Annotated in this window: 24 protein-coding genes and 1 riboswitch; of the genes, 7 read left to right on the top strand and 17 right to left on the bottom strand. The window is 37.1% G+C overall.

All coding sequences use genetic code 11. The annotated features are described in order from the left end of the window. Window position 1: 1 nt before the first annotated feature. The gene (locus tag AC6CHV_RS19700; RefSeq protein ID WP_440272948.1) at window positions 2-892 is read right to left on the bottom strand and encodes an AraC family transcriptional regulator; all 891 of its coding nucleotides are present in this window, start codon (window positions 890-892) and stop codon (window positions 2-4) included. 162 nt (window positions 893-1,054) lie between these two features. Here AC6CHV_RS19700 and AC6CHV_RS19695 point away from each other — a divergent pair, with 162 nt between their 5' ends. Next, the gene (locus tag AC6CHV_RS19695; RefSeq protein WP_498079532.1) at window positions 1,055-1,522 is read left to right on the top strand and encodes a hypothetical protein; all 468 of its coding nucleotides are present in this window, start codon (window positions 1,055-1,057) and stop codon (window positions 1,520-1,522) included. A gap of 50 nt (window positions 1,523-1,572) precedes the next feature. Here AC6CHV_RS19695 and AC6CHV_RS19690 read toward each other — a convergent pair whose 3' ends face one another. The 7 genes from AC6CHV_RS19690 to AC6CHV_RS19660 all read right to left on the bottom strand — a co-directional run bounded on the left by AC6CHV_RS19690 (window position 1,573) and on the right by AC6CHV_RS19660 (window position 7,384). Further along, window positions 1,573-2,481, bottom strand: a complete 909-nt coding sequence (locus AC6CHV_RS19690) for an AEC family transporter (RefSeq protein ID WP_498079531.1) — start codon at window positions 2,479-2,481, stop codon at window positions 1,573-1,575. A gap of 196 nt (window positions 2,482-2,677) precedes the next feature. Then, window positions 2,678-3,607 carry a histidine kinase dimerization/phospho-acceptor domain-containing protein gene (locus AC6CHV_RS19685; RefSeq protein ID WP_498079530.1) on the bottom strand — a complete coding sequence of 310 codons (930 nt, stop codon included), beginning with the start codon at window positions 3,605-3,607 and terminating at the stop codon, window positions 2,678-2,680. A gap of 146 nt (window positions 3,608-3,753) precedes the next feature. Continuing rightward, entirely contained in the window at window positions 3,754-4,164 is a 411-nt protein-coding gene (locus tag AC6CHV_RS19680; RefSeq protein ID WP_498079529.1) for a winged helix-turn-helix domain-containing protein, read from the bottom strand. A 3-nt stretch (window positions 4,165-4,167) separates the two neighbouring features. Next, window positions 4,168-4,425 carry a response regulator gene (locus AC6CHV_RS19675; protein WP_498079528.1) on the bottom strand — a complete coding sequence of 86 codons (258 nt, stop codon included), beginning with the start codon at window positions 4,423-4,425 and terminating at the stop codon, window positions 4,168-4,170. A 10-nt stretch (window positions 4,426-4,435) separates the two neighbouring features. After that, window positions 4,436-5,215, bottom strand: coding sequence for a DUF2705 family protein (locus tag AC6CHV_RS19670; RefSeq protein WP_498079527.1), 780 nt, complete (start codon window positions 5,213-5,215; stop codon window positions 4,436-4,438). After that, window positions 5,208-6,125: an ATP-binding cassette domain-containing protein gene (locus tag AC6CHV_RS19665; protein ID WP_498079526.1), complete on the bottom strand. Its 918-nt coding sequence runs from the start codon at window positions 6,123-6,125 to the stop codon at window positions 5,208-5,210. The genes AC6CHV_RS19670 and AC6CHV_RS19665 overlap by 8 nt, the downstream gene beginning before the upstream one ends. An 806-nt stretch (window positions 6,126-6,931) precedes the next feature. Next, window positions 6,932-7,384, bottom strand: a complete 453-nt coding sequence (locus AC6CHV_RS19660; RefSeq protein ID WP_498079525.1) for an Rrf2 family transcriptional regulator — start codon at window positions 7,382-7,384, stop codon at window positions 6,932-6,934. A 141-nt stretch (window positions 7,385-7,525) separates the two neighbouring features. Here AC6CHV_RS19660 and AC6CHV_RS19655 point away from each other — a divergent pair, with 141 nt between their 5' ends. Next, window positions 7,526-8,161 carry an NAD(P)-dependent oxidoreductase gene (locus tag AC6CHV_RS19655; RefSeq protein ID WP_341331170.1) on the top strand — a complete coding sequence of 212 codons (636 nt, stop codon included), beginning with the start codon at window positions 7,526-7,528 and terminating at the stop codon, window positions 8,159-8,161. A 411-nt stretch (window positions 8,162-8,572) separates the two neighbouring features. Further along, window positions 8,573-8,676: riboswitch (SAM riboswitch) on the top strand. Between the two features lie 83 nt (window positions 8,677-8,759). Beyond that, a complete protein-coding gene (locus AC6CHV_RS19650; RefSeq protein WP_341331169.1) occupies window positions 8,760-8,957 on the top strand; it encodes a Fur-regulated basic protein FbpA in 198 nt (65 codons plus the stop codon). A 95-nt stretch (window positions 8,958-9,052) separates the two neighbouring features. Here AC6CHV_RS19650 and AC6CHV_RS19645 read toward each other — a convergent pair whose 3' ends face one another. Next, window positions 9,053-9,811, bottom strand: coding sequence for an SDR family oxidoreductase (locus AC6CHV_RS19645; protein WP_341331168.1), 759 nt, complete (start codon window positions 9,809-9,811; stop codon window positions 9,053-9,055). A 188-nt stretch (window positions 9,812-9,999) separates the two neighbouring features. On the opposite strand from AC6CHV_RS19645, the gene AC6CHV_RS19640 reads away from it, so the two are divergent. Next, window positions 10,000-10,605: a TetR/AcrR family transcriptional regulator C-terminal domain-containing protein gene (locus tag AC6CHV_RS19640; RefSeq protein WP_498079524.1), complete on the top strand. Its 606-nt coding sequence runs from the start codon at window positions 10,000-10,002 to the stop codon at window positions 10,603-10,605. A 29-nt stretch (window positions 10,606-10,634) separates the two neighbouring features. Here AC6CHV_RS19640 and AC6CHV_RS19635 read toward each other — a convergent pair whose 3' ends face one another. The 6 genes from AC6CHV_RS19635 to AC6CHV_RS19610 form a co-directional block, all read right to left on the bottom strand. Beyond that, complete coding sequence (locus AC6CHV_RS19635; protein ID WP_498079523.1) at window positions 10,635-11,447, bottom strand: pentapeptide repeat-containing protein; 813 nt, start codon at window positions 11,445-11,447, stop codon at window positions 10,635-10,637. A 102-nt stretch (window positions 11,448-11,549) separates the two neighbouring features. Next, window positions 11,550-12,167, bottom strand: a complete 618-nt coding sequence (locus tag AC6CHV_RS19630) for a nitrite reductase (RefSeq protein ID WP_498079522.1) — start codon at window positions 12,165-12,167, stop codon at window positions 11,550-11,552. Window positions 12,168-12,327: 160 nt separating this feature from the next. Beyond that, window positions 12,328-13,815: a YcdB/YcdC domain-containing protein gene (locus AC6CHV_RS19625; protein WP_498079521.1), complete on the bottom strand. Its 1,488-nt coding sequence runs from the start codon at window positions 13,813-13,815 to the stop codon at window positions 12,328-12,330. Between the two features lie 125 nt (window positions 13,816-13,940). Then, entirely contained in the window at window positions 13,941-14,150 is a 210-nt protein-coding gene (gene copZ, locus AC6CHV_RS19620; RefSeq protein ID WP_341331164.1) for a copper chaperone CopZ, read from the bottom strand. A 95-nt stretch (window positions 14,151-14,245) separates the two neighbouring features. Then, window positions 14,246-16,642, bottom strand: a complete 2,397-nt coding sequence (locus AC6CHV_RS19615; RefSeq protein ID WP_498079520.1) for a heavy metal translocating P-type ATPase — start codon at window positions 16,640-16,642, stop codon at window positions 14,246-14,248. 12 nt (window positions 16,643-16,654) lie between these two features. After that, the gene (locus tag AC6CHV_RS19610) at window positions 16,655-16,957 is read right to left on the bottom strand and encodes a metal-sensing transcriptional repressor (protein ID WP_341331162.1); all 303 of its coding nucleotides are present in this window, start codon (window positions 16,955-16,957) and stop codon (window positions 16,655-16,657) included. 369 nt (window positions 16,958-17,326) lie between these two features. Between AC6CHV_RS19610 and AC6CHV_RS19605 the strand changes: the two genes are divergently transcribed. Continuing rightward, complete coding sequence (locus tag AC6CHV_RS19605) at window positions 17,327-17,995, top strand: thermonuclease family protein (RefSeq protein ID WP_498079535.1); 669 nt, start codon at window positions 17,327-17,329, stop codon at window positions 17,993-17,995. Between the two features lie 89 nt (window positions 17,996-18,084). Beyond that, window positions 18,085-19,296, top strand: coding sequence for a NupC/NupG family nucleoside CNT transporter (locus AC6CHV_RS19600; RefSeq protein ID WP_341331160.1), 1,212 nt, complete (start codon window positions 18,085-18,087; stop codon window positions 19,294-19,296). Between the two features lie 44 nt (window positions 19,297-19,340). Here the strand turns inward: AC6CHV_RS19600 and AC6CHV_RS19595 are convergent, their stop codons facing one another. Together AC6CHV_RS19595 and AC6CHV_RS19590 are read right to left on the bottom strand one after the other, a co-directional pair. After that, the gene (locus AC6CHV_RS19595) at window positions 19,341-20,000 is read right to left on the bottom strand and encodes a CoA transferase subunit B (RefSeq protein WP_341331159.1); all 660 of its coding nucleotides are present in this window, start codon (window positions 19,998-20,000) and stop codon (window positions 19,341-19,343) included. A 13-nt stretch (window positions 20,001-20,013) separates the two neighbouring features. Further along, entirely contained in the window at window positions 20,014-20,703 is a 690-nt protein-coding gene (locus AC6CHV_RS19590) for a 3-oxoacid CoA-transferase subunit A (RefSeq protein ID WP_498079519.1), read from the bottom strand. A 153-nt stretch (window positions 20,704-20,856) separates the two neighbouring features. Here AC6CHV_RS19590 and AC6CHV_RS19585 point away from each other — a divergent pair, with 153 nt between their 5' ends. After that, window positions 20,857-21,747: a LysR substrate-binding domain-containing protein gene (locus tag AC6CHV_RS19585; protein WP_498079518.1), complete on the top strand. Its 891-nt coding sequence runs from the start codon at window positions 20,857-20,859 to the stop codon at window positions 21,745-21,747. Window positions 21,748-21,772: the final 25 nt, after the last annotated feature.

Raw genomic sequence — 21,772 nt, 5'->3', positions numbered from 1 at the left:
ATTATTTCGGCTTTTCATCAGAAATAGGGTAGTCATCTTTTGTTGAACTTACAAATATCTTGTAGTTATCACTAAATTGAGTTGGGGAAACACCTACGATTCTTTTAAAAATGCGGCTAAAATATAACTCATCCTGATACCCGACACTTTGGCTGATTTCTTTAATTCGAAAATCGGAAATCGCCAATAGTTCTTTTGCGCGGTCAATGCGAACATGTGTTAAGTAATCGATCGGGCTATAGCCCACATATTCCTTAAATAGACGTGCATAATGACTCGTACTCAACCCTGCCATCATGGCTAAATCTGAAAGATTCATATGTTCATGATAATGATTTACAATATAATCGATAGTGGTATCGATGGCCATTGTCGAATTTCCTGTAATCTTTTGCGAGCGAAAATCTTGAATAATCATCAGCAATAATTCTTGAAAATGCAATTTTCGCTGCATCGCTACTGTCGGACCTCTTCGTTTGGAGAGTTGATGGATTTGATCCAACACATGAATCATATTTCCCGTATTAGTAATTGGAAAAACTCCCTGTAAAGGAAAAGATTTTCCTTCAGGACGTTCAAAATTCCAATGCCCTTTATCCTCAAAAGCTACTGCATATGTAAAACGAACGAAATAAAATTCAAGCGGATTTGATGAGGATGTCTTTTTTTCGCAGATCATCCCCGGCCGAAAAATAACTAGTTTACCAGGTTTCAACTTATACTTTGTGCCGTCGATTGTTACTTCACCACTCCCTTTTGTAATAAACCAAAGTGAATGGTGTGGCTGCTCACGAAACGGCTTATACCAGTCAGGCTTACACCTCTTGTAACCGGACAGTAATAATGAAAAGACAAGCTGATTTATATGCTTTGCTATTTTCCCCGTATTCACACAAACACCACCTCACAAAAGAATCCCCATATCCTATTCACGAACGATTGTAAATATTCCATTGAGACAAGGATCTCTCGTCCCCAAATGGGCCATCAAACCTCGTCTCTCAAGACACCATTTCCAAGACCATTCCATAAACTGTAGATATGGGGTGATAATGTGAAACGTTGGTTGAAGTTCTTTATTTTATTTTACCTCTCAGTTTTATTTTTTGGCAGTTTTTTAGCAATCGGTGTATTGTGGGTTGGTGCACTTGATGAAACACTCCACATCCAAGAAAACATTAAAATGTTCCTATATTATTTCTTCGCCGGAGCCATTGGCGGTTCACTTCGACATCTGTATATGTTTTGTTCCCATTATATGAACGATAAATTAATCGATCCTCGTCATTGGGTTATGTATATTTTCTTTCCGCTATTTGCTACAGGAACAGCTGTCATCGCGGTCACACTAATTCAAAGTGGAATATTAATGATTGATTTCACCGACAATATTGACGGTCCATTCGCACAGGTCAGTGTCGCCTTCTTTGTCGGATTCGGCTTTAACCGATTTCTTAATAAACTCAATGAGATTTCAACAGGTATGTTTGATATGAGAAAACAAGATCAAAAAAAGGTCTGATTTATTCAGTCCTTATAAGACAAAAAGTGACCCGGAATCGGGCCACTTTTTTAGATTAGATTGGCAAATACATATAAAATTACGATACTCACCAAGATTGTGATATTAGTAACCGTTGCAATTAACCGAATGCTTTCATTACTGTACTTGAATTCAACCGCAAATGGGATGACTGATGAAGCAACCGGAAGTAGTAAACCAATTAATACGGTGTATCGAAACATAGCCTCGTATGGAAGCAGAAAGAACAAGGTGACTCCAATCAGTAAGCCCACTCCATACCGGAACGTTAAAAATTTTAACATTGGCTTTAAAAATTGTTTTTCAAATTTAAAATTTAAATAAAGCCCCAATAGTAATAAGCACAAAGGCATATTGGCTTGTGAAATGGTACTAGCCACATTAATGACCATTTCCGGTAATTTAATATGACTTAAATTTAAAGTACTTGCCATTAAATACGTCATCAATGGGATTGATTTCGTAAGTTTTTTTAGAATCGAAATCGGTTTGAGACTTAAACCTTCTTCAGAAAAATAGCTACCTAAAATATAGCTAATGCCAAAGACAATTAAGGATGTTCCCACATCAAATATACTAAAATACGTCAATCCGTCGATTCCCCAAATTGCAAAAACAAGTGGAAACGCAAATAAACCAACATTAAATCCGGACGACATCATCAAAAACGAACCCTTAAGCTCTTTTTTCTCATTTTTAAAAATAACCATGCCCAGTAAAGATATGATAATTCCATAAACAAGAACAATAATTGGAATTAAAATAAGCTTCAATTCAATTTCAACCGTATCAAATGTCACAAGCACTAACGCAGGAAGCGTGATTTTAAAAATAAGCTTGGAGATCGTCTCTCCATCCTTCTCCTGCAAAATACCAATGCGCTTCAACACATACCCCAGCGCAATAATCAAAACAATATACAAAAAATCCTCATTCATAAAACACTACTCCTCTGTCAGACAAAAGTTGCTTCCTGGGTCAGAGGGACAGGTCCCTTGTCCCACCAATATTTCCCATCTGTATATCAATCTATCTTTCAATTCTAATCAAAAGTTCAACAGAATGATAGATGCAAAAATCATAAATGAAAAATCGAGAGTCTGCAAAATTATTTGCAAAACTCTCGATACTTTTTTATTTCGATTCATATAGGGCAGAAACCTGTCCCATATTAATTGGAAGGTAAATAGTTAGAATAAACCAATTTGAATTGAGTTCTGCTTCCATTTTCCCATTCATCCTTTCAACTAGCTTCTTAGATAGATAAAGCCCCAATCCGCTTGCCTCGGTATTTGTGCGACTCGTAACTTCTGTATAGAATCGGGTAAATACTTTTTCTATAGCGACTTTACTATCTGATTTGATATCATTTTTCACATTAAAAATAAGAAAGTTTCTCTCGTTCTGATAGCTGATCATCGCTTTACTTTTGGCATAACGAAGGATATTTTGAACAATATTTTGGATAACACGAACGAGCATTAATTTGTCAGCAATAATTTGCCTATCATTTATCTGTTCCGGAAATTGGAGCTCGATGTTCTTTTCCTCAAGTTGTTCATAGAAGGACAAAAAGATTTCTTCAACCAGGTTAGAAAGAATAATCGATGATAACTCTATTTCTCGTTGGTTTGTTTCAATTCGAGCCAGATTATAAAATTGATCGGTCATATCTATCAGACGTTTAACAGATTGATCGATAATTTTTAAATACTGCGCCCTTTTTGTTTCATCCGTGGTTGTATGTAAGAGTTCAACATAACCCTTGATTGACGTAAGTGGTGTTCGTATATCATGAGATAACCCAGCAATAGATAACTTCACATTTTCTTCCATCTGCTTTGCCTGAAGATTTTTATCTTCAAACGTATCAATCATTTGGTTCAACTCATCAACTACATCCATCAATGCCTTCTCACGAAAATCAAGTGAAAGCCTACCTCCAAATCCAGAACGGTTTGGAAGGTTCTTAATCTCTTGTTTTAATTTACGTAGTTCTCGTTTTAAGAAATAAAGATAAAGAAGAAGCGCCAATGCAAGTGTGACTAATATCCATCCCCACATACCATCCACGCTCCTTTCAATCAAATACGCATAAAAGTATTTGCCACACAACTTTTCGAGTTTGCAAGAAATTTTTCCTTGGAAAAATCGTGGCATTGCAGGTGGCATTAACTTTAATCAGCAGAAGTGGGACCTGCCCAATAATGTTAATCGAATTTAAAACCAATTCCCCATACCGTTTTAATGTAATTCGTTCCCCCACGGTTGAGTTTATTTCGTAAATTACTAATATGCATGTTTATCGTTTTTTCACTATCAAAAAATGGTTCATTCCAAATACTTTCATAAATATTGGCGCGACTAAACACCTTTTGAGGATTCTCTAAAAACAGGAGTAAAATCGCGTATTCACGTCCAGTCAAATGAACTTGTTCTCCATCGGTTTCCACTTCACGCGTGTCTAAATTCACACTGATGTTTTTATAATGAATTTCTTTCATTTGACTTACTGACGTACTGGCTGCATGACGTAATTGAATGTGAATCCGTGCAAGAAGTTCCTTCAGATCAAAAGGTTTTATGATATAATCATCTGCTCCTGATGTTAACAGATGCAATTTCTAATCCTGATCATTTTTTGCTGAAATCACTATTACAGGAACTGTAGAGTTTTGCCGGAGCTGCTGAAGAAAATCTTCTCCATTCATCCCCGGAAGCATCAAATCTAAAAGAACTAAATCGACCTGATTTTGTTCAAATAACAACTTCCCTTCAGTTCCTGAGAATGCACTGAGTATTTGAAAGTCTTGTAATTCCAATGCTTCCTTAATAAGCGAATGAATTGCCATATCGTCTTCAATAATTAAAATGGCTGCCATATAAATCGACCTACTTAATATCAGTTCTGTTAAAAAATAGAATTCCTAAACCTAATGATAACATTATTGTAATAATACTTACCAATACCATCTCAGGAAATCTCGCAATATCTACTGGACTAGCGAAGTCTGAATAATTTAAGAAGGTTTCTGTAAACCAGAATGTGACATGCTTGAAGTGTTCAGTTTGCAGGAAAACTGGAGGAACAAAAGCAGTCATGATTGTATAAAGAAAACTCCACACGAGTGAGATACCTATGTTTTTCGTTAGGAAGCCAATCATCACATAAATTGACACATTTGCTAAAACTAATAAATAAAGCGTACCGAACGTTTTTGTCGCATAGCTTAAATAATTGGTAATACCCGCAACTTCACCAAACCCGAACACAACCGAAAAACCTATCACTCCAAGTATTGTCATGATAATTACACCAACAAGTGAAAGTAGGGAAGCCGTTACAAGTTTAGACAAATAATAATGCGTGCGGCTGCGTCCTAGGGATAATGCATTTCGAATCGTTCCATTTTGAAATTCTTCTCCAATAAAGAAACTTATAAAAGCACATATCACAAATAATATGGTAAATCCATTTTTCTCCATCATCAAAATACCTGTTGCTCCGTTAATCACTGTATCTTTAGCTTGGACTAAATCTGATCCGTAATTCACAGATATTTTACTATTCACGACCTGGTAGATTGGAAGCAAAATTAAAATACTAATAACGATCCATAGTTTTTTACTTCGTAATAATTTAATTCTTTCTGCTGTTAATAGATTAAGCATGAGTGTTTCCCCCTGTTAATTGTAAGAAATAATCTTCTAGCTTTTGTCTAGTTGTTCCAATCCTTGAAACATTCACACCAGCTAACACTAATGAACGATTGATTGCAGCGACATCATCCAATTTTTCGAAGATGTTAATTTCAGAACTATTTACGACCACGTAATCCTTTATTCCTAATTCATCTAGTACGACAACTGTTTTTTGAACCTCTGTTGTTTCTAATTCAATGTATTGACGAGTTTCACGTGCCAATTCTTCCTTGGAAAGTTCATTAATGATTTTTCCGTTATGAAGAATACCGTAATGTGTAGCGATTTGCGAAAGCTCATCAAGTATGTGACTTGAAAGTAAAACGGTGATCCCCCGTTCTGTAACTAATCGTTGGATAATTTCACGCATTTCCACTATTCCCGATGGGTCTAAGCCATTTATCGGCTCATCTAAAATTAAGAACTCAGGGTTTGTAATCAGTGTGGAGGCAATGGCTAAGCGTTGGCGCATCCCTAACGAGAAGTTTTTCGTTTTTTTCTTTCCTGTATGACTAAGGTTCATTAAGCGTAATAAATCATCAATCTCTCGGTTGCTCACACCACCATTTGCAGCTTGCACTTGTAAATTCTCCCTAGCTGTTAATTCCGGATAAAGGGCTGGTGTTTCAATCGATTGACCCATTTTTCGACGCGCTTGTTGCAATCCCCTCGAACCTGTTTCCCCAAACAGCTCGATGTTTCCTTCATCGATTTTGATTAATCCCATAACCATGCGCATGAAGGTTGACTTTCCAGCACCGTTCTCCCCGATTAAGCCGTAAATCATACCTCGTTTGATTTCAATCGACACTTTATCCAGCGCTTTGTGTTGACCATATATTTTTGAAACATTGGTTGCTTTAAGAATCGTTTCTGACATAGCTATCATCCTTCCGTTGTTGATAAACTTAGAATAAGTTGTAGTTATAAATTAAAAGACCAGAAAAGTATAAAGAAAGTGTAAAGAATGGTTTTATATTTATTTTCATTAGAGGAATTTGTCATATTTGGTGTTTATGTTATAACATTTTCCATATATGTCCAAAAGCCTTAGGATATATGGATTTTAAGTTATGGCTTTTTCCACTAATATCCAAAGGCCATTACATATATGGTGTTTTTGATGTAACCTTTTCCGCTATTTTCCATAGGTCATGGCATATATGGTGTTTTTGTTATTGCTTTTTCCACTAATAACCAAAAGTCATGGTATATATAGTGTTTTTGCTATTCCCTTTTCCACTAATAACCAAAAGTCATAGCATAAATGGTGTTTTTGCTATTGCTTTTTCCACTAATAACCAAAATCGCTAGCATATATGCTGTTATTGTTGTAGCTTTTTCCACTTTTAAACAAAACTCCAGTCATATTTAGTGATTTATTTTATTAAATGCTCTTTTCTAAAAGATTGTTGCTATTAACTTAATAATGTTTATCAGTGGAAAAAGGTGTGATTTCCGCTTCTGGCACTCGCTTTCCGCGGGCGATCCGCAAGCCTCCTCGCTCATACCTCGCTGCGGGGTCTCACAAGGCTCACTATTCCCGCAGGAGTCTCGTTCCATCCGCTCCAATCATTTCAATTAATACCCAGTGTGTTATGAAATATTGCTTATCCTAAAAAATAAAAGAGGGTGTCAATCCAACATGGATTGACACCCTCTTTATGAACCTAAAATATTCATATCTCATTTGGGTCGCTGTACCTGTCCCTCTGTCCCAACTTCGTTGATGCCGTTTATGATGTCTTCTAGGGTTACGTTTGCTAAGATTTTCTCCATAGCGAATTGAGCTTGTACAAATAAGGGTTCAATGGCATATTGAATATTTCTGCCGACGGGGCATTCCGGATTAGGATTGTCATGGACGCTAAACAGCTCTCCTTCTCTTACTACATCAACTGCCTTATAGACATCTAGCATTGTAATCTCTGTTGATTTTCTTGCGAGTTTTGCACCTGCAACTCCCGGGTGTACTTCAATTAAGTTTGCTTTTTTAAGCATTCCCATAATTTTTCTAATAACTACTGGATTTGTATTTACACTTGATGCTAAAAATCCTGATGAACATTCCCCCTCTTTCGATAACTTTATGAGGGAAAGTATATGAATTCCAACAGAAAATCTACTACTGATGGACATCGCTGTCACCTTTCTTTCATTCCTAATCGTACGTTTATTATACCTAAAAGTTGAATGTATTGACATTAACTATACATGTAACTATAATCATTACATGTAATCAATATAATTACAAGTTAAACGACATAGGAGGTAACTATAATGAAAATTGGAATTATTGGTGCAAATGGTAAAGCAGGAAGCCTAATTTTAAAAGAAGCAGTTAAAAGAGGACATGAAGTTAAAGCTATCGTTAGGGATGCATCTAAAATACAGAACAATCAAGTATCTGTTTTAGAAAAAAATATTTTTGAATTAATAAAAGCTGATGTTGAGGATCTCGATGTAGTAGTTAATGCTTTTGGTGCGCCACTTGGAGAAGAACAAGCCCACGTAGATGCCGGCCATGCATTAATTGAGGCTGTTAAAGGAACAGATACAAGAATCATAGTTGTTGGTGGTGCAGGAAGTCTTTATGTTGATGAGGCAAAAACTCTTCAACTCATCGACACACCAGAGTTTCCAGACTTTGTAAAACCAACAGCCAATGGTCAAGCACGAAATCTTCAAGAACTTAAAGAAACAGCAGATATCACTTGGACATTTATCAGTCCATCTGCAGTATTTGATTCAGAGGGAAAAAGAACTGGTACTTATCAAACTGGTAAAGACAATTTACTCGTTAACTCAAAAGGCGAAAGCTACATTAGCTACGCTGACTTTGCCATCGCAGTAATTGACGAAATCGAAAACCCCAAACACCTTAACCAAAGATTTACAGTCGTCGGCGAAGCTTAATGGGACACAGGGACAGGTTCCTTGTCCAGAACAGGACAATGCGGTACCTCCTGTTAATTATCCCCACAGTCATACGGAAGTCTATTTCATCCTATGCCTTTTATTCTATTATTTTTAAGAGGCAAACATATGAAAAACAAAGTATTTCCTGCAGAAATCGAAGTCATTTCTACAGAGGACCCTTTTGGTTTCATCTTAAAATCAAATTTGGAATTGAGAGACAGGTTGATTAACCCCTTGGGTTATGAATCTTGTCTCTTTTTTATGCCCCCTTTTCGCGAACTTATTTTTTACGAAATCATTACATTTTGCAAAATTTCATAAATACAAGTAGACACATCGGAATAATATGGTTAAACTATAAATAACATCCATTACGTCTAGGGTGTTTCATTTGTACAAACTTATAAAAACTTATCAAGAGAGGTGGAGGGGCTGGCCCTGTGAAACCTCAGCAACAGATTCGTTGAATACTGTGCTAAATCCTGCAAGCTAACAAGCTTGAAAGATAAGTGAGGTTACCCTAATCATAAAAAAGCCTCTTCTTATCTTGTTATTGGGTCTTTTGAAAGCCAATTACGAAAGGAGAGAGATGATTATGGCTATATTAAAAGAAACTGTTGAGAAACGTAAAAATGAGATCATTCGGAAACTAATTGCGTGTAACATGTATAAAAAAGATGGAAAACATCTATTTGAATTATCCCTGCCCGAATTAGAACATGAATACTTTAAAATTCAATCTAAAGGACATCCACATACTGGTTACGGATCAATACGTTGGAAAAACTTTTAAAAGTCTTTCCTTGAAGGAACAAAACTTGTTTGAAATTAGAATAAAATATGCCAAAAAGCTTGGATCACCATATGTGACCCAAGCTTTTTCATTTCCTAATATGCTGTCCAACCCGCATCCCCGGTGATGACTGTTCCGTTGACAAAACTTGCGTCATCTGATGCAAGGAATAGTGCAATACTTGCGATTTCTTCCGGTTTACCTGTACGTGGATTGATAGCCAATCCTGGCATAATACGGCCCATTCCAAAATCACTTCTGCCAGTCATCGAAGCACTGATATTAGTTTCAACACCGCCTGGTGCAATCGCATTACAACGAATCCCACTTTGAGCATACATGAAACCGGTGTTTTTCGTGAATCCAACTACCGCATGTTTAGAGGCGGTATAAGCAGCGCCAGCTCTTGCCCCTTGAAGTCCGCCTGCAGATGCTACGTTGATAATAACCCCAGCCTTTTTCTCTAAAAAGATTGGCAGTACTTTACGGGTTGCGCGCATTACACTCGTTGTATTTACCGCAAAAATTCTTTCCCATTTCTCGTCTTCAATTTCTCCAGCTGGTTCAAAGTTGTCCATAATTCCTGCATTATTTACTAAAATATCTACTGTTCCATACTTCGTTACAGCAGAATTAATTAAGTGTTGAATATCTTCTTCTTTTGCAACATTGGTCATAACAGCGATAGCTTCTCCGCCATTTATCTTGATTTCATCAACAGTTGCATTAGCAGCTTCAATATTAATATCTGAAACGACTACTTTTGCACCTTCATTTGCGTACAGAATTGCAATTGATTTTCCCATACCAGAAGCGGCACCTGTAACAACTGCTACTTTTTTCTCTAGCCTCATGTTCATTCCTCCAATTATGATAGAATGCATTTTAATAAACAGTTGTACGTTAATCAACAACTACCTATAGTATAATAAGAAGAATAATACGCTTACAATCAGCAAAAACATGATTAAGTGTTTACTAATAAACAAATATATATGAATTTGTCTAGTATTTTTGTTTTATCAAACATGGGAGGATGTTTATGTCTAGTAATAATGACTATCTTGACCGCCGAATTGTAAAGTCAAAGCGAGCAATAAAAGATGCATTACTATCCTTAATGAATGAAAAAGACTTAAAGAAGATTTCGATATCAGATATTGTACGGGTTGCGGACCTAAATCGTGGTACATTTTATAAGCATTTTCAATATAAAGAAGATATTCTACATGAGATTATGGATGAAGTCATCACTGACTTGATTGAATCTTATCGGGAACCCTATAAAGGTGTTGAAGTATTGGAAATTAAAAAACTATCTACGTCCGCGGTAAAAATATTTGACCATGTCTTTAAATACGCAAATTTTTATACACATATCGTCAGAACACACACTTTAACAGGCTTTCAAAATAAGTTTTGTACCGTCTTAAAGGATCTCGTCTTAACTGACTTGCATGAGGTACTCACCAATCCAAAAATTGATAGGGAGATTCACGCCAATTACCAAGCATATGCAATATTAGGGATGGTCGTAGAATGGATTAATGGCGGGTTTAAATACAGTCCACAATTCATGGCAGAACAACTCCTCGAAATAGTCAAATACAATAGGGCTGATACTGTTGTGAAACCAGTGAAAAAATAATATGGGACAGTTAACTGTCCCTAGCATTTTTATTTTATCCAATGATCTGGCCTAACTAAAAAATTCGGTATTATTGTATGTACATTTCCTCTAGCTGAATTGATTTGAGACTGTGTTAGAAAAAGAGCATCATCTAGGTTTGCATTACTTAAGTCTGCATCACGAAGATCAGCACCAATAAAGTCAGCTTTTCTTAAATCAGCATGGCTCAGATTAGCTGCTATTAGTAGAGTTCCTCGGAAGTTAGCACCCTGCAAATCAGCCCCTTTTAGATTGGCACCTACGAAATCAAGACCCTTCCGTTCCTGTTTCACTTTACTTTTTAAAAGTAAATCTTTTCGATACGTTTTACTAGCCTCCAGCAAGAATTCATTCACCTTACTACGATGGGAAACAATGTCAGTCTGTAAAATTTCTTCAGGGGCTCTCTCCGTTAATTGTAACGTTTCGTTGTATAGACTTTGCATACTAAGATGAAATGACTGAGTTTCCCTCAAGTTTAATGCTTGATTGAGATACCAAAGCATTTCATGTAGTTGTTGTACAAGTGGAAATACCTCGAACATTTCACTGGCTCGCTCTGAATTGTCTCTCCAATCATTACCTTTATAGATTGTTTGTGAGACATGTTGACCGGCTCCAAAGCACTCATAAGAAACACATCCACGAAACCCTTTTTCCCTTAATCCCTCATGAATTTTACAACGGCTATCTGAACATAAATTGCGACATGGCTCTCCACCATCTTTATTAAAGGGAAAATCTGATGATTTCCCATAAGGTAAGGCTACACAACATAATCCAAAACAATGAGTACAATCAGATTTAAAATAATCATTCATACTAACACTTCCATATTACCTTGATATATCCCAAGTATAAATGAAGATATAATCAATTTATACAATTATTTATTTGGGACAACAACCTCTACTGTCCCGTTGTTAGCTGGTGAGTTGGTCTATCCCTATTCGCTTAACGAATTTATAAAATTGCTCCCGCTTTTTACCCTGCTCTGCATATGTAGAAATTATATTTTCGATAGAACCATAGAGTTCTTCTGGTGTTAGGTTCTCTTTCAATAAAGTACCAACCTCAGCATCCTTTCCTTTTGCTTTCCCACCAACATATAAATGATAGTGATCTCTGATTTTCATGATCCCGATGTCATTAACAAGCGGCTCACCGCAGCCTACCGGACAACCCGTATATGCCACCCTAAGTGTAAATGGTACAGGCTTCCCAGCAATACGGCGATTAACTTCCTTTGCAACTGGCATGCCTTCTTCCTCTTCCCCTTTGCAAAAATTGCACGTTCTTAAACTCTTAACGAAGTTTCCAACTGGATAACAAGTTAATCCTACCCGCTCGAATTCTTCAATGATTTCATCCTTTTGAAATTCAGGAATTTCAATGTATAGCTGCTGGAATGTCGTCAGTTCAAGCTCTTCATCTTCATTCATATATTTAGAAATTGCTACAAGTTGCTTTGCATTCAACTTTGCACCAAATCCAATGCCACCATTAATGGCAATCTTTATTTTTTTCACATCTTCACCCATCCTAAACACACCCCTATATTAATACACCCGGTAGGTATATATCACGTAATATTAATAGACTATTTGTATCAATAGTTTACTATACCCCCCTAATGTATGTAAACTAATTTTGACACCTGAACAAACCAAAAAAGCAGCCCTATAGACTGCTTTACTAAAATCACTTTATAAAAGTAGCGTCACCAACATCCACATACATCGCCTCCCCACTGGTTGCGTCAATCCCACGGACGTGACCAACTGTATTTGGAAAGTCTGCTACATAAGCTAGACTATAGACAGACATCCCGTCTTGATCATACTCACGGATAAACATTCGTTCCATTTTCAAATATCTTTTATATATTTCTTTTGCCTCATCAACTGAAATGATAGGCTTAGTTGGTAGATTACTATATAATTCAAGGGATGGTATGTCCAAGTTGAAATGAGTTATCTTACCTGTATATCTCCCAACCTCGATTACTGTCACATGATTAACAACTCGCAGCCCTTGATGGAATAAATGAACATAGAAGGTGTAAGTTTCCTCAACTTCAATGTATTCCTCATCCCAATCATCAAACTCCTCTTCAAACATTTCAGCTTCATTTAAATCTTCTTCAAGCTCGATTACTTCTTCCTCATCCGCAAATACATCATCGAACTCATCATTTTCCGTTTCAAAGATCTCAAGTCTAAATCGTTCATGTGCATCAGGATACAGTTTAAACAACAGACCCATTGCACGCTCTTGGGCATTTTCTAAGCCAATATCTTCCCCACTATTATCATGTTCTTCCCCATTTTTAACTTGTAAAAGGAACCCAGTCTTCTCATCAAAACATAGCTTTATCACATGATTGGACTCTTCTTCCATATCAAAAGAATACGAATCTAGAGATACTTGCTTGGACCAAACTTCAATCCGTTTCCCATCCAATACTTGCTTATGCAAAAGTGTATAGTCAGTTGTTAGACCGACTAATTCGTATACATCCTTAACTGAGCACTCTCGTTTTTCTATAGTCAAATCCGTTGGATATTCTTCTTTTATACTTGTAAACTCTGACCCGTCAACAGGGATTTCCATGATTTGTTCAATTACACTATACGAAAGGTGGTAATTGTTATCTCCATTTTTATAAACTTCATGATCAAATTTTTGTATATTCAACTCGAAGTCTAGTCCTTCAATGTATTTTTCCAAAGCTTCCTCTTCAGATACAACGAAATCAGAATAACGAATCTCATATTCTTCATCTGTACTGTAAAAACTCATGATTTGACCTGATGTTGAAATAGTTATCGTGAAACCGGTGCTATGTATAAACAAACCATAATTCTCATCTCTCTTTTCATACGTCACCATGTACGGATTATCTAAATCTAGGATACCCGAAAACTCGTATTCTTGCTGTCCTGGAAAAAAGGTGTCAACAAATTTTTTCGCAATCGCTGTTAATTCTTCCTTTCTAAGTTCCCCCTCTGGGGCATCATCCACTAACGAATAGCTTATTAACTCTCCCTTTTCATTCAAAGAATAGCTCCCGATTATTTCATCTGTAGCTGATTCTAGGATATCAAAAATTCCGTCTTCATCCTCCGATACTTGATCATACACTCCTACAGGCAAAAAAGCCTGCAACTTCTCTATTATTTTGTTCATCATATTCCTCCTCTCTTACAGATGGAAGGTCCATTGTTCCAAGTTGGGACAATGGACCTATCCCCTTGTCCCAAAAAAGGGAGTTCATGTCTCAACCACGAACTCCCATACTGTGTAATGTAATTTTATGCTACAACATCATAGCCTTCTTCTTCAATTGCTTCTTTCATAGCATTGACATCTACTTTAGTTTCATCATAAGTAACATCTACTTTACCTGTTTCCAAGTGAACTTCAGCAGCTGATACGCCATTTAAGTTTTTCAATGCGCCCTCGACTGCTGCTTTACAGTGACCGCATGACATACCTTGTACGTCTAATGTTTTCTTTTCCATGATGTTTTCACCTCCTTTAACGTGCAAGAATATCTAGCACTTTGCGCATTCAGCTCAATAATCATTAACCATAATGTGAGCCCCAAGCACTTAGTTTATAATTTCACTCGTTTTAAACGAAGTGAGTTCGAAACTACACTTACTGAGCTTAATGCCATTGCAGCCCCGGCGATCCATGGTGCAAGTAATCCAATCGCTGCAACCGGAATACCTGCTACATTGTATCCGAAAGCCCAGAATAGATTTTGACGAATATTTTTAATCGTTTGATGACTGATTTTAATGGCTTTTGGAATTAGCAATAACTCCCCACCAAGAATGGTTAAGTCAGCGGCTTCGATTGCAACTTCTGTTCCTGTGCCAATAGCAATCCCGATATCTGCTGTGACAAGAGCAGGTGCGTCATTTACGCCATCTCCAACCATGGCAACCTTTTTACCTTTATCTTGTAACTCTTTCACTTTGTCTGCTTTTTCTTCAGGTAACACTTGTGCAATTACCTGGTCGATTCCAACTTGTTTCGCAATCGCTTGCGCAGTTCTTTCGTTATCACCTGTTAACATGATGACTTCAATACCCATCTCTTTTAATTGCTTAATCGCTTCTGGCGCAGTTTCCTTAATTGTGTCAGCCACGGCAATCATACCGCGATATTCTCCATCAATTGCAATCAACATCGCTGTTTTTCCTTGTGTTTCATATTCGACTAATTGCTTTTCAGAACCGGTTGTAATAATAAGATGATCCATCATCAGTTTTCGATTTCCCACAAGAACGTGTTTACCAGAAATTCTTGCTTCGATACCATGGCCGGGTATAGCTCTAAAATCTTCGACCTCTAAAAATTCAATATCATTTTCTGTTGCATGGGCAACAATTGCCTCTGCAAGTGGATGTTCTGAACCTTTTTCCGCACTAGCTAATAGCTGCAACGCTTCATCGTCACCCGTAAAGTCAGTAACTTCTGGTTTACCTTTTGTGATAGTTCCGGTTTTGTCTAAAACAATCGCTTCAATTTGATGTGTACGTTCTAAGTGTTCTCCACCTTTGAATAAGATTCCGCTCTCAGCTGCTCTACCTGTCCCAACCATAATGGATGTCGGAGTGGCAAGACCTAAAGCACACGGACATGCAATCACGAGTACAGCGATTGATGCGACTAATGCAGGTTCAAACTGACCTGGTTCCACAAAAGCAATCCAAATAACAAAGGTTAAGATTGCAATGCCAATTACAATTGGAACGAAATAACCTGAGATCACATCAGCTAGACGTTGAATTGGCGCCTTTGAGCCTTGCGCTTCTTCTACTACTTTAATAATGGATGCAAGGGCTGTATCTTTCCCAACTTTTGTTGCTTCCATTTCAATTGCACCATTTTTATTAATTGTGGATCCGATTAATTTTGAACCTGGATCTTTTTCAATTGGAATCGATTCACCAGTAAGCATTGATTCATCAACAGACGTTCTTCCTTTCACAACGATACCATCTACAGGTATTTTTTCACCCGGTTTTACAAGAACACGATCGCCAACAACAACGGCTTCAACAGGTATCATGACTTCTTTTCCATCCCGAATCACTCGTGCTTCTTTCGCTTGCAGATTCAACAATTCGGAAATCGCATTTGTTGTATGACTCTTTGCTCTTGCTTCTAAAAACTTACCGAATAAAATCAATGTGATTAAAACGGCACTTGTTTCAAAATATAAATGTGGCATATAATGTGCGTTCCCGATGGTTTTCAGTGCTTCATATAAACTGTAAAAATACGCGGCACTTGTACCTAAGGCTACAAGCACATCCATATTAGCCCCACCATTTCGAAGGTTCTTATAGGCACCTTCATAAAATTGCCAGCCGATAATAAATTGAACTGGGGTTGCTAATGCAAATTGAAACCATGGGTTCATAAAAATAGCCGGTATGGTCATTCCAAATAAATGAACAAGCATCGTAATTAACAACGGTGCTGACAGCAGTACCGAAATAATTAATTTTATTTTTTTGGATTGAAGTTCTTTTTCTTTATAGGTTTGCTTTTCCTCAGCTTCCACCTTTAGTTTCGCGTCATACCCTAGCTTCTGTATCTTCTCAATCAAGTCTTTGACATCGATCATCCCTGGGTTATATTCAATGGCGGCACTTTCAGTCGTTAAGTTGACCGTTGCCACCTTAACACCCTTTTGTTTATTCAATACCTTTTCAATCCGATTTGAACAGGCCGCACATGTCATCCCAAAAACATCGAGTTCAGTTTTTTCCATTATTACGCCATATCCGATATTTTCAATTTTCTTTGTAATTTCCTCAATCGATATCTTTTCCGGGTCATAATTAACGGTTGCTTTTTCCGTTGTTAAATTAACCTGCGCTTCCACCCCATCCATTTTATTTAACTGTTTTTCAATACGGTTGGAACACGCAGCACACGTCATTCCCGTTACACCAAGTGTTGTATGCTGCATTGCACGCTGTGCCTCACTCATCGTCTATACCCCCTATTTCGAGAACTGTTTTAAAACAGTCATTAACTCGTCAATCGCTTCTTGCCCTTCCCCATTCTTAATAGAATCACTGACACAATGTTTCATATGTCGTTCCGTGATCGTATACCCAGTTTGCTTTAATGCAGATTGGATGGCACTTATTTGTACTAAAATATCTACACAATATCGATCTTCTTCAACCATTTTCTGTATGCCACGAACTTGACCTTCAATACGTTTTAAACGGTTAACAATAGCTTGCTTTTCATCTTTTGATCTTGGTTGACTCGGGTGCTCATGTAAAAATTTATCCAAATCAATCACTTCCTTTACTTTATAATTTTACTATACCCCCCTATAGTATTCAAGTCAACGAAAAAGAGTGATTAAGATTAACTTTTTTACGCGAATAGCTATAGTAGGTATAAATTTTTTCGAAAAAAAAGGGTAATTAAGCCCATTATCAATATATCTTGAATTTATCAATATCATTTTATCTTTATAATTAAAGTGTACGATACCCCCCTATTGTATGCAAATGAAAATTTTGTGACTTATAAAAGAAGATACCCTTCTATATGGTTCGGTACATTCAACCCTTGAACTTTTCGAGATATTTCATATTATTAATTAGTAACATAGTTAGAAAAAGGGAGAAACAATGAAGAAACTAATAAAGACTTAATCGTATTCTTAAGTATTACAATCTTATCCGCTTGTTCGGATACCGTTGATGTACAAGGAATTCAAGAACTAGCAGACAAGGTTGAGCAAGCTAGCGAAATTGTCGGTTCCAACGAATTAGAAGAGTTCAGCGATGCGGTAGGTAATGCTGCAGAATTTGCTGGAGAAATTGAAAATTTAACTGAAGTCCTTACGAAACTGCCAGATGGAGTTAATGAAGATAAAGTTGTAACGGCTCATATAGAATCTTGTTATGACGGTGACACTTGTAAAGCGATTATAAATGGTAAAAAAGAGTCCCTTCGTTTTTTACTAGTAGATTCAAGTGAAATTAAAGGTGGCCCTATGCCATTTGCAGAGGAAGCACGTGATTATTTAAATAATTTAGTGGAAGGAAAAGAAATTGTTCTTGAGTTAAGTAAAGGTAATAGTCGTGATAAATACGATCGCCTACTTGTCTACGGCTTCTTACCAACGGGTGAAAACATTCAAGAAACAATGTTAAAAGAAGGACTTCTAATCGTAAGATATATCTATGAAGACAAAAAGTATCTAGATGATTATATTGCAGCCATGGAGCAAGCGAAAAAAGCGAAAATCGGCGTATGGTCGATTCCTGGATATGCAGGGTATGATCGGCCTTATAATATAGAGGCTGTTTCACATTAAGATAATACAGCAAAAAGTCTATCCTAATACAAGCTTTATTTCGTATATTCTTTATCAATGATGATAAATCTACCATTAGAGGTGATTTAATGAACATACTTTGGGGGATATTCGGAATCTTGGTTGTACTTGGGATAGGCTTATTAATATCGGGTAACAGGCGTAGTATTAATCCCAGAACAATCCTGATTGGATTACTTATCCAATTGAGTTTTGCTTTTATTGTTTTAAAATGGGAGACAGGAAGAGCGGCACTTAAATGGGTTTCAATGAGGGTTCAGGATATTGTTAACTACGCTAATGAAGGAATTTCTTTTCTATTTGGGTCGCTTTCGAATACAGAGGAATTTGGTGTTATTTTTGCAATACACGTGTTAACGATTATTATCTTCTTTTCTTCATTAATCTCAATCCTCTATTATCTTGGGATTATGCAATGGTTCATCAAGATCATCGGAGGAGCATTATCTAAGTTACTCGGAACCTCCATGACTGAATCCATGTCTGCAGCTGCAAATATCTTTGTTGGCCAGACAGAAGCACCTTTGGTCATTCGTCCTTACTTAGCTAAAATGACCAACTCGGAACTATTTGCAGTAATGACAGGTGGACTTGCTTCGGTTGCGGGTTCTGTCCTAGTAGGGTATGCGCTCCTAGGTGTTCCCTTAGAATACCTTCTGGCTGCAAGTTTCATGGCTGCACCAGCTGGACTTATTTTAGCAAAGATTATTATGCCTGAGACCGAGCATTCAAACATTAAAGATTATGAAATGCAAAAAGATACTGATTCGACTAACGTAATTGATGCTGCAGCCCGGGGTGCAAGTGATGGTTTACAACTTGCTTTAAATGTTGGTGCCATGTTACTCGCCTTTATTGCACTTATTGCGTTAATAAACGGAATATTAAGTGGACTAGGTGGTATATTTGGTTATAACGCTTTGAGTCTTGAAAGCATCTTAGGAATCATCTTTTCACCAATTGCATTTGCCGTGGGTGTACCATGGTCAGAAGCAATCACGGCTGGAAGCTTTATAGGTCAGAAGCTTGTCCTAAATGAATTCGTGGCATATTCTTATTTTGCCCCTCAAATTCCTGAACTAACTGAAAAAACAGTCATCGTTGTCAGTTTTGCATTATGTGGTTTTGCAAACTTAAGTTCGATGGCCATTCTGCTTGGTGGTTTAGGTGGACTAGCACCATCACGACGCGCAGATATCGCAAAATTGGGATTACGATCAGTTGCTGCAGGGATGCTTGCTTCTTTATTAAGTGCTGCTATTGCAGGGATGTTTATTTAAAATTTCAGAAAAAGGATAAGGTGTTGCCTTATCCTTTTTCGTATCTAATATGCTTCAAGACTAACTTCATTATCTATGATTAATTCAGCCTCAGTATTTTCTACTATATCTTTTACACTATACCCCTTTGCTACCTCAACTAATTTTAAGCCATTCTCTGTAACATCAATAACGGCTCGATCTGTTATAATGCGATCCACAACGTTTTGACCTGTAAGTGGTAGACTACATTTCTTCAATAGTTTAGGCTGACCTTGTTTATTCACATGCTCCATAATGACAATCGTCTTTTTGGCACCGTGAACTAAGTCCATGGCTCCACCCATGCCTTTAATCATCTTGCCAGGAATCATCCAGTTGGCTAAATCGCCATTCTCAGCCACTTCCATACCACCTAGGATTGCAATATCTATATGTCCCCCGCGAATCATAGCAAAAGACTCGGCACTGCTAAAAAAGCTAGCTCCCTTCATCGCCGTAACTGTTTCTTTTCCTGCGTTGATAAGGTCAGGGTCTACCTCTTCCTTCGAAGGGTAAGGCCCAATTCCTAATAATCCGTTTTCCGATTGTAAAACCACATGTTTATTGTCCGCAATATAATTTGCCACCATTGTTGGCATGCCAATCCCCAGATTCACATAATTACCATCCTTAATTTCCTGCTCCGCCCTTTTTGCAATCTTCACTCTCACGTTATTCGACATTGTTTTCCCTCCCCTAATCTCTTATTGTTAATCTCTCAATTCGTTTTTCATGCTTACCTATAACAAGTCCCTGAACATAAATGCTGGGTGTGTGAATTTCGTTAGGTTCGAGTTCGCCAACTTCTACAATCTCCTCTACCTCTGCAATCGTATATTTCCCAGCTGCTGCCATGATTGGATTAAAGTTTTGAGCTGTTTGTCGATAAACTAAATTCCCTAATTTATCTGCTTTCCATGCTTTCACTAGACTATAATCGGCTGTTAAACCTTCTTCTAGTAAATATTCTTTTCCATTAAACTCTCTTGTTTCACGTCCCTCCGCGATTGGAGTTCCCACTCCTGCCGAGGTATAAAATGCTGGGATACCTGCTCCACCAGCTCTGATTTTCTCTGCTAATGACCCTTGTGGAACTAGTTGAACCTCCAATTCGCCACTTAGCACTTGTCTTTCGAACTCCTCGTTTTCTCCCACATAAGAGGAAATCATCTTTTTGATTTGTTTATTTTGCAAAAGGATTCCAAGTCCCCAATCATCTACTCCACAGTTATTCGAAATCACTTTTAAATCCTTTACATTCGCCTGCCGTAGGCCAATGATTAGATTTTCAGGAATTCCAACAAGGCCAAAGCCACCAACCATTAAGGTCATCCCATCTTTGATAGCGCTTACAGCTTCTTCAAAGCTTGTAAATATAGTTTTCATTTATTTCCCCTCCTGGAATACGATTTTTGAATCTCTGTATTTATTTCACAATTTTCAATATCTTCTTAATAAAATTTTACAACAATCCCATTTATCCGTAAAATGAATATTAAGAATAAACTTTATTACAAAATGGAATAAAAGGAGGCATGTATGGAGTTAAAAGATTTACGCTACTTTATGGAAGTTGTAGATTACGGTAGTTTTACAAAAGCAGCAGTTAACACCTACATATCACAACCAACCTTAAGTAAATCCATTAAAAAATTAGAAACTGACCTTAACGTTGAATTATTCGAACGCTCAACTCGAAAATTAGTTTTGACAGATGCAGGTAAACTTGTATATATGCAAGCAACTAAAATACTAGGTGCCACATACGAACTACATACCTTATTAGACGATCTTATCAATCTGCCGACAGGGAAAATCAAAATTGGGATACCCCCTTTAATTGGAACACTCTTCTTTCCAACTATTGCGCAAGAATTTGGAAAGAAACATTCGCAAGTGTCGTTAGAATTAATTGAACTTGGTGCCAAGCGTATTGAACATTTGGTAGATGAGGGGCAAGTAGGCGTTGGTGTTGTAGTAAATCCGACCGACCACCATAAATTTTGGGTCGCCCCCTTTATTAAAGAAGAATTTATGCTTTTCACTCATCCCAGACACCGATTATCTAATGAGGATTGCGTAAAACTTGAACAACTTGAAACTGAATCTTTTATTCTCTTTAATCAAGAATTTGCTTTACATAATTTGATTATTCAACAATGTCAAAATGCTGGATTCACTCCTACAATTGCTTATGTGAGTTCACAATGGGACTTGATAACGGAACTTGTGATTGCACAATTGGGGGTTACTCTTTTACCTAAATCAACGTATTCAAAAATGGATAAAACTCAAATAAACATGATTCCACTCGAATCACCTCCAATGTGGGAGCTTGTTGTCATTACCAAAAAAGACAGGTATCAATCTTTCGCAGTAAGGGCTTTGTTGAAATTTATTGCTGAGGAGTTTGGAGAATTATTAACCTAAACAAAAAGCAACCAACAAACATTTA

This window comes from Ferdinandcohnia sp. GQ5 (assembly GCF_059759275.1).
This window is presented reverse-complemented; position numbering and strand designations above follow the sequence as displayed.